Below are 6855 nucleotides of genomic sequence, written 5' to 3' on the forward strand. Positions count from 1 at the left end.
ATTAAAGTACGTTCAGCAGTTGTTCTTTTATTTTTTCGAGTTCATCTTTCATCTGAACTACCATTTTTTGCATTGGCGCAAAATTGGATTTGCTCCCAATGGTATTGATTTCTCGACCGATTTCTTGGCAGATAAAATTCAATTTTTTCCCATTGGAATCTGATGAATTTAGTGTTTTGCTGAAATACGCCAAATGATTGTCGAGACGTGTTTTTTCTTCAGTAATATCGTATTTTTCGATGTAGTAAATCAATTCTTGTTCAAAGCGGTTTTCATCAATGTTTTCTTTCAAATCTTCGATGCCTTTGCGCAATCTGATTTTCACATGTTGAATGCGTTCGGGATCTATTTCTTTTACTTTTTCCAACAAAGTTGACAAATTGCTTATTCGAGTTTGAAAATCTTGCTTCAACACTTCACCTTCATCAGAACGGAATTCGTTGATGTTTTGCAGAGCTTGCTGTACAACTTCAAAAATAGCTTTGGTTTCTGCTTCATCGATTTCAGATTTATCGACGCTCACAGCTTCTGGTAAAGTCATGGCGATTTTCAATAAAGTATTGAAATCTTTGTCGTCTTCAGAAGAAATTGTTTTCAATTGAGTGATATAGTTTTCAACCAATTTGGTGTTGATTTTGGAAGAACTTTCTGCTGTTTTGGATTCGACTGACAATGAAAAATCGACTTTTCCTCGCGATAGTGACTGCGAAATTTTGTTGCGCAATGGCAATTCTAACTGCCGATATTGGGACGGCATCCTAAGGTTGGCATCCATATTTTTGCTGTTGAGCGATTTCACTTCAACTACAAAATTTTTGTCCGGCGTTTCCAAAGTGCTTTTGCCGTAACCGGTCATCGATTGAATCATAAAATTTATTTTTTCTGAAAAGTTGTGCAAAGGTAATAAAACCGAAGTGAATGTTTTGGCGTGAATTTGCTTTATCATCTGGAGCTAATTCAATTCAATTTATTGTAATTTCGCTACGCAAAAGAAATAAGTAAATTTCAATGAAATATTATATCATTGCTGGGGAAGCTTCGGGAGATTTGCACGCCTCCAACCTGATGAAAGCCATTTTGAAAGAAGATACTGAAGCTGAATTTCGGTTTTGGGGCGGCGACTTGATGACGGCAGTTGGCGGCACTTTAGTGAAACACTACAAAGAACTGGCCTTTATGGGTTTTTTGGAAGTAGTAATGAATTTGAAAACGATTTTCAAAAATATTGCATTTTGCAAAAAAGATATTTCTGAATTTCAACCAGATGCGATTATTTTCATCGATTATCCAGGTTTCAATATGCGAATTGCGAAATGGGCAAAAACTGAAGGTTTTAAAACGCATTATTATATTTCGCCACAAATTTGGGCTTGGAAAGAAAATCGAATTAAATCGATCAAACGCGATGTTGATGAAATGTATGTGATTTTGCCGTTTGAAAAATCTTTTTATGAAGAGAAGCATAATTTTCCAGTTCATTTTGTAGGTCATCCGTTGCTAGATCAAATCGACCAACGACAAGATATTGATTTTGAAACTTTTGTAAACAATCATGATTTAGAACAAAAACCAATTATTGCTTTGCTTCCCGGCAGTCGAAAACAAGAAATTTCAAAAATGCTGTCTGTCATGCTATCGGTGGTTGAAGGTTATCCGCAATATCAATTTATTATTGCTGGAGCACCAAGTCAAGATGAAGATTTTTACCAGAGTTTCATCAAAAATAGTGGTGTAAAATTAGTGCAAAACGATACTTACAATTTGTTGAGTCAATCGCATGCGGCTTTGGTAACATCTGGCACAGCAACTTTGGAAACTGCACTTTTTGAAGTTCCTGAAGTGGTTTGCTACAAAGGCAGTTACTTGTCTTACATTATAGCAAAGCAAATTATAAAACTAAATTATATTTCATTGGTGAATTTAATTATGAATCGTGAAGTTGTAAAAGAATTGATTCAGGATGAATTCAATGTAAAACAGCTTAAAATAGAGTTAGATAAAATTCTAAAAGAAGAAAAAAGAGAAGAGTTACAAAAAGATTATAAACAGCTAAAAGAAAAACTCGGCGGCATTGGTGCAAGTGCCAAAACCGCCGAATTAATTGTGAAAAGTTTGAAGAACGATTAACCGTTGTAAGCAACAACGCTGCTCACTTTGTTATTTAGCATTTCTTTTAGCATGGTTTCAATGCCATTTTTCAAAGTAATTGTTGATGATGGACAGCCGCTACAAGCACCTTGTAGGATGACTTCTACTTGCTGAGAATCTTTATTGTAAGATTTGAAAACAATATTTCCGCCATCACTGGCTACAGCAGGTTTTACGTATTCCTCTAAAATTTGAACAATTTCCTTTGAAACATCATCTAGGTTGCTGGTGTCAATTTTAGGTGAATTATCGGTTTTCGATTCATCTTTCGGCTGAACTTTACCAGTTTCAAGAATTTTCCCACCTTCTTCAACGTAGTTTTTTATAAATCCACGCAACTCATTGGTTATCATATCCCATTCAGCCATATCGTATTTGTGGATCGAAATATAATTTTCGTCCATAAAAACTTCTTTCACAAAAGGAAAATGAAACAATTTTTGGGCTAAAGGCGAATTTTGTGCATCGTCGATAGATTTGAATTCTGCCGTTTCCAAAACCAATTTTTTATTGGCGACAAACTTCATCACCGATGGGTTTGGAGTGCTTTCCGCATAAACTGTAACAGGGACTTTTTTAGTAGATTTTTCCTCAATATCGTTCACTACTTTTCCACCATTTTTGAGAAAGTTCAAAAGCTGTTCTGCCACTTCATTTTGCACATCCTCCCACTCAACTATGTTAAATTTTTCGATGGCGATAAAATTTTGTGAGATAAATACCGTTTTAACGAAAGGTAAATGAAAGAGTTGCGACGCAATTGGAGAATTTTTTGCTTCTTCAATATTATTAAATTCAAAACTTTTTTGTTCGGTTAAAAATTCGTTAATTTCGAATTTCAAAATTGAAGGTCTATTTGTGGTCTTTATTTCTATATTGAGGTCTCGCATTTTTTTGTAGTATTTTTGTGCAAAATTACAAAACAAATGTGGGCAAAAAGAGATTTAACCACTTATTAATAAATAAAGTATGAAAAGATTATTACTATTATTACTTACTTTTTTAGGATTACATAGCATTTCTGCTCAAGATTTAATTATCGAAAATGGTAGCGTGAATGCATGTTCTGAAATGTTTTATGATACTGGTGGTCCTGATGCAACTTACTCCAACAACCAAGATTTCACTTATACAATTTGTCCCGAAACTGATGGCGACTTTTTGTATGTAGATTTTCAAGAATTCGAACTTGGAGACGGAGATTTATTAACTATTTACGATTCAGATGTCGTTGACGATGATGCACTTATTGGTGTATTTGATAATGAAAATAATTTTCCTGAACTTTCATTTGTTGCTTCTACGATTAACAATGCTTCTGGCTGTTTGACATTTGTTTTTGAATCTGACGGTTCAGGCTTAGATCAAGGCTGGGAAGCAGAAGTGTTTTGTACAGACGATTGCAGCAACATTTCACCTTCAATCAGTAGTACAGCAATAAACATTAATGGTCAACTAACATTAAGCTTATTACAAGATGCTAATTTCGGTCTATTCTCTATGTTAGGTCAGCAATTTACTGATGTCAGCTGGACAGTTGATGGCACTGAAGTTTCTGATACTTCTTCGTATTTCACCGATTTAGATAGCTATGAAGCAACTGATATTTTTTCAATTGAAGTTTCTGGAACTAACGAATTCGGTTGCGATTTTCAGCTTTCAGAATCTTATGCATTAGATGATGTTATTATTATGAATCAAAATGGCACTTCAGAAACTTGTGATGGGTTATTTTATGATTCTGGAGGTCCAAACGAAAACTTTGAAGCCAATGAAAATTTCACATACACAATTTGCCCAGGTGAAGGTGAAGATGGTGAACAATTACTAACTGTTCTTGAATTTACACAATTTGAAACACCAAATACCGCTGGAACTTCATTTCAAATATATGATGCAGACAATTCAGACGACCCTAGCACTCTTCTTGGAGACTTTGCAGGTGAATTAAGCAATAACGAAGAATTGGAATTTATTACAGCCTCAGATGAAAATCCTACTGGTTGTTTGACCATTGTTTTTGAATCTGATTTTGCCTTTGTTGCTGCTGGCTGGGCAGCTAATATCTCATGTCGACCACCTTGTCAGGATATTTTTCCAGAAATAGTAAACATATCTCCAAGTCAAGAAGTTGGAGGTAATACTGCTGTACCTATCAATCAAACTATAACTTTCGAAAGTAACGCTACAACTTCCTCTGGAGAAACTAATAATTTAACTTACACTTGGACTATTGATGGTCAAATATATGTTGGTCAAAATGTGGATGTTATTTTCAATAACAATCAGATAGGCAGTGTAAATTTAACGCTCGAAGTCACAGATGAATTCGGTTGCTCTGAAACAATTAATCAAACTTTAATAATCGCTGATGATAAAATTAGTGTTGATGACACCTTTACATTGGAAGAATTAATTAATGATGTTTTGATTACTGGGGCATGTACTTCAATTCAAAATATAACATCTCCACTTAATAGTAACGTTTCTGGTCAACCTTGGGATAGTTATGGTTATTTCAATAAAGCCCTTTCAAATTTTCAATTTGAAGATGGTATCGTATTAGCCTCACAAGGTATAGAAGGCATACCATCAGGCGCACCAGCTCAGACAACTTTTGGACCTGGCGACCCAGACTTAAGTGCCTTAGGCGATGGAAATACTGAGGATGCTACAGTTATCGAATTTGACTTCACACCATACGTAGATGAAATTAACTTTAACTATATTTTTGCCTCTGAAGAATATCCGAACTTTGTTTGTACTTTTGCTGATACCTTTGCATTTATACTAAGCGGACCTGGAATTTCAAACACAAATTCTTATAATCATGACGCTAACCCCAATACGCCTGATCTAAACATAGATTTAGGCGGTCTAAATATTGCCTTAATTCCTGGCACAAATGTTCCTGTAAGTGCAGTTAATATTCATGCAGAGAGTTGTAATTCTGGCTTAGGTGAGTTTGCCTTTCCTCAATATTTTGATCAACTCAATCCACCTGAGCATCAATTTGGTGGTCAAACTCGAGCTTTAAGCGTTCAAGCAGATGTTATTCCTGGTCAAACCTACCATATCAAATTAGCAATTTCTGATTACACTGATGATATTTTAGACTCCGCTGTTTTTATTGAAGGTGGCAGTTTTGAACTCGGTGCTAATTTAGGTGAAGATGTTACTATTGAAAGCGAAGATGCAGTTTGCGAAGGTGAGGATATTGTACTGGAAATTTTTGAGGGCAATCTACCAAATATATTTGATGTTACATGGTTTAAAGACGGAGTTGTCATACCAGGTGAAAATGGAGCCACGATAACTGTAACTGAAACAGGTACTTATACAGTTGACATAACAGATAACATTGATTGTGATGACTCAGATTCAGTCTTTATTGAATTTGTTCCGCAACCTGATGAAATAACAGACGAAGCTGATGATATCATTATCTGTGATGTTACTGGCAATCCAATATTTGATTTAACACAAAATGATGATAATGTTTTAGACATTCAGGAAGAACCAGATGATTTTGAAACTTCATACTATACAGGTCTTCAAGATGCGGAAGATGATGTTAATGCAATAGCTAATCCAGAAAACTTCTCTCCAACCGAAGCCTTACCGCAAACCATTTGGGTTCGTATTCAGAACATAGAAGGTAATGTTGATTGTAATGAAATTGATGAATTTGAAATTAATATAACTGAACCTGGACCAATTGCTGAATTAGACAATTTAGAAGAATGTACTGAACCAGGTGAAGAATTCTCAGAATTCGATTTAACTCAAAATGATGATAATGCTTTAGATGATTTAGATCCAGATCTATTCGATATTCAATATTTTGAATCACAACAAGATGCCATAGATAATGTTAACGCTATCACTAACCCAGCATCTTACATAAATACTTCAAACCCACAAACTATCTTTATAAGAGGCGGAAATATAAACCCTGGACAGGAAGGCTGTTACGATGTTGCAAACTTTAGTATTGAAGCATTTCCTACTCCAGAAATCGCTAATGAGCCTGAAGATTTAGAAGAATGTCATAATTTTGATGATGATACTAGTTTTGATTTAACTGAAAATGAAGGCTTAATAATCGGCAGTCAAGATGCAACAGACTTTGAAATCACTTACTACCTATCTCTTGAAGATGCTGAAGCTGATATCGATGAAATTCAGAATCCAACAAATTATATCCCTTCAGATGTTACTGAAACCATTTTTGTAAGGTTAGGTAATTCCGATAGTGAAGAATGCTTTGTTACTTCAAATTTCGATATTATTATTTACGGAAGTATTGTTGGTGAAGATATAGAAGATTTAGAGCTTTGCACCGAACCAGGTGAAGAATTCACTGAATTTGATTTGACACAGAACACGGATTTAGCGCTAGACCATCCTGAATTAGAAACTTCAGATTATACATTCAGCGTGGCTTATTTCGAGACACAACTAGATGCTGAAGACAATATCAATGCCATTGAAAACCCTGAGGCATATACCAACACATCTAATCCACAGACCATATGGATAAATGTCATCAATGACGATAATACAGAATGTTTCTCAACTTCAAGTTTTGAAATCGAAGCTTTCCCTACCCCTGAGGTCGTCAATACTGTGGATTTAGACCAGTGTGGTGATTTCACTTTCACTCAAAGTTTTGATTTAACTCAGAACGATTCAGAAGTATACGGA

Annotated in this window: 4 protein-coding genes; 2 read left to right on the forward strand and 2 right to left on the reverse strand. The window is 35.1% G+C overall.

Features of this window, described 5'->3' with window-relative positions; genetic code table 11:
* Window position 1 precedes the first annotated feature (1 nt).
* Window positions 2-868: a YicC/YloC family endoribonuclease gene (locus tag EIG86_RS07900; protein WP_127845634.1), complete on the reverse strand. Its 867-nt coding sequence runs from the start codon at window positions 866-868 to the stop codon at window positions 2-4.
* Window positions 869-1008: 140 nt separating this feature from the next.
* Here EIG86_RS07900 and lpxB point away from each other — a divergent pair, with 140 nt between their 5' ends.
* Window positions 1009-2127, forward strand: a complete 1119-nt coding sequence (gene lpxB / locus EIG86_RS07905; RefSeq protein ID WP_127845628.1) for a lipid-A-disaccharide synthase — start codon at window positions 1009-1011, stop codon at window positions 2125-2127.
* On the opposite strand, the gene EIG86_RS07910 is transcribed toward lpxB, so the two are convergent.
* Complete coding sequence (locus tag EIG86_RS07910; protein WP_127845629.1) at window positions 2124-3038, reverse strand: NifU family protein; 915 nt, start codon at window positions 3036-3038, stop codon at window positions 2124-2126. The genes lpxB and EIG86_RS07910 overlap by 4 nt on opposite strands.
* 79 nt (window positions 3039-3117) lie before the next feature.
* On the opposite strand from EIG86_RS07910, the gene EIG86_RS07915 reads away from it, so the two are divergent.
* Window positions 3118-6855: choice-of-anchor L domain-containing protein (locus tag EIG86_RS07915; RefSeq protein ID WP_192901720.1), on the forward strand; the 3738-nt coding region annotated here is incomplete at its 3' end.

This window comes from Psychroflexus aestuariivivens (assembly GCF_004010055.1).
In the GTDB taxonomy this organism is placed as follows: domain Bacteria; phylum Bacteroidota; class Bacteroidia; order Flavobacteriales; family Flavobacteriaceae; genus Psychroflexus; species Psychroflexus aestuariivivens.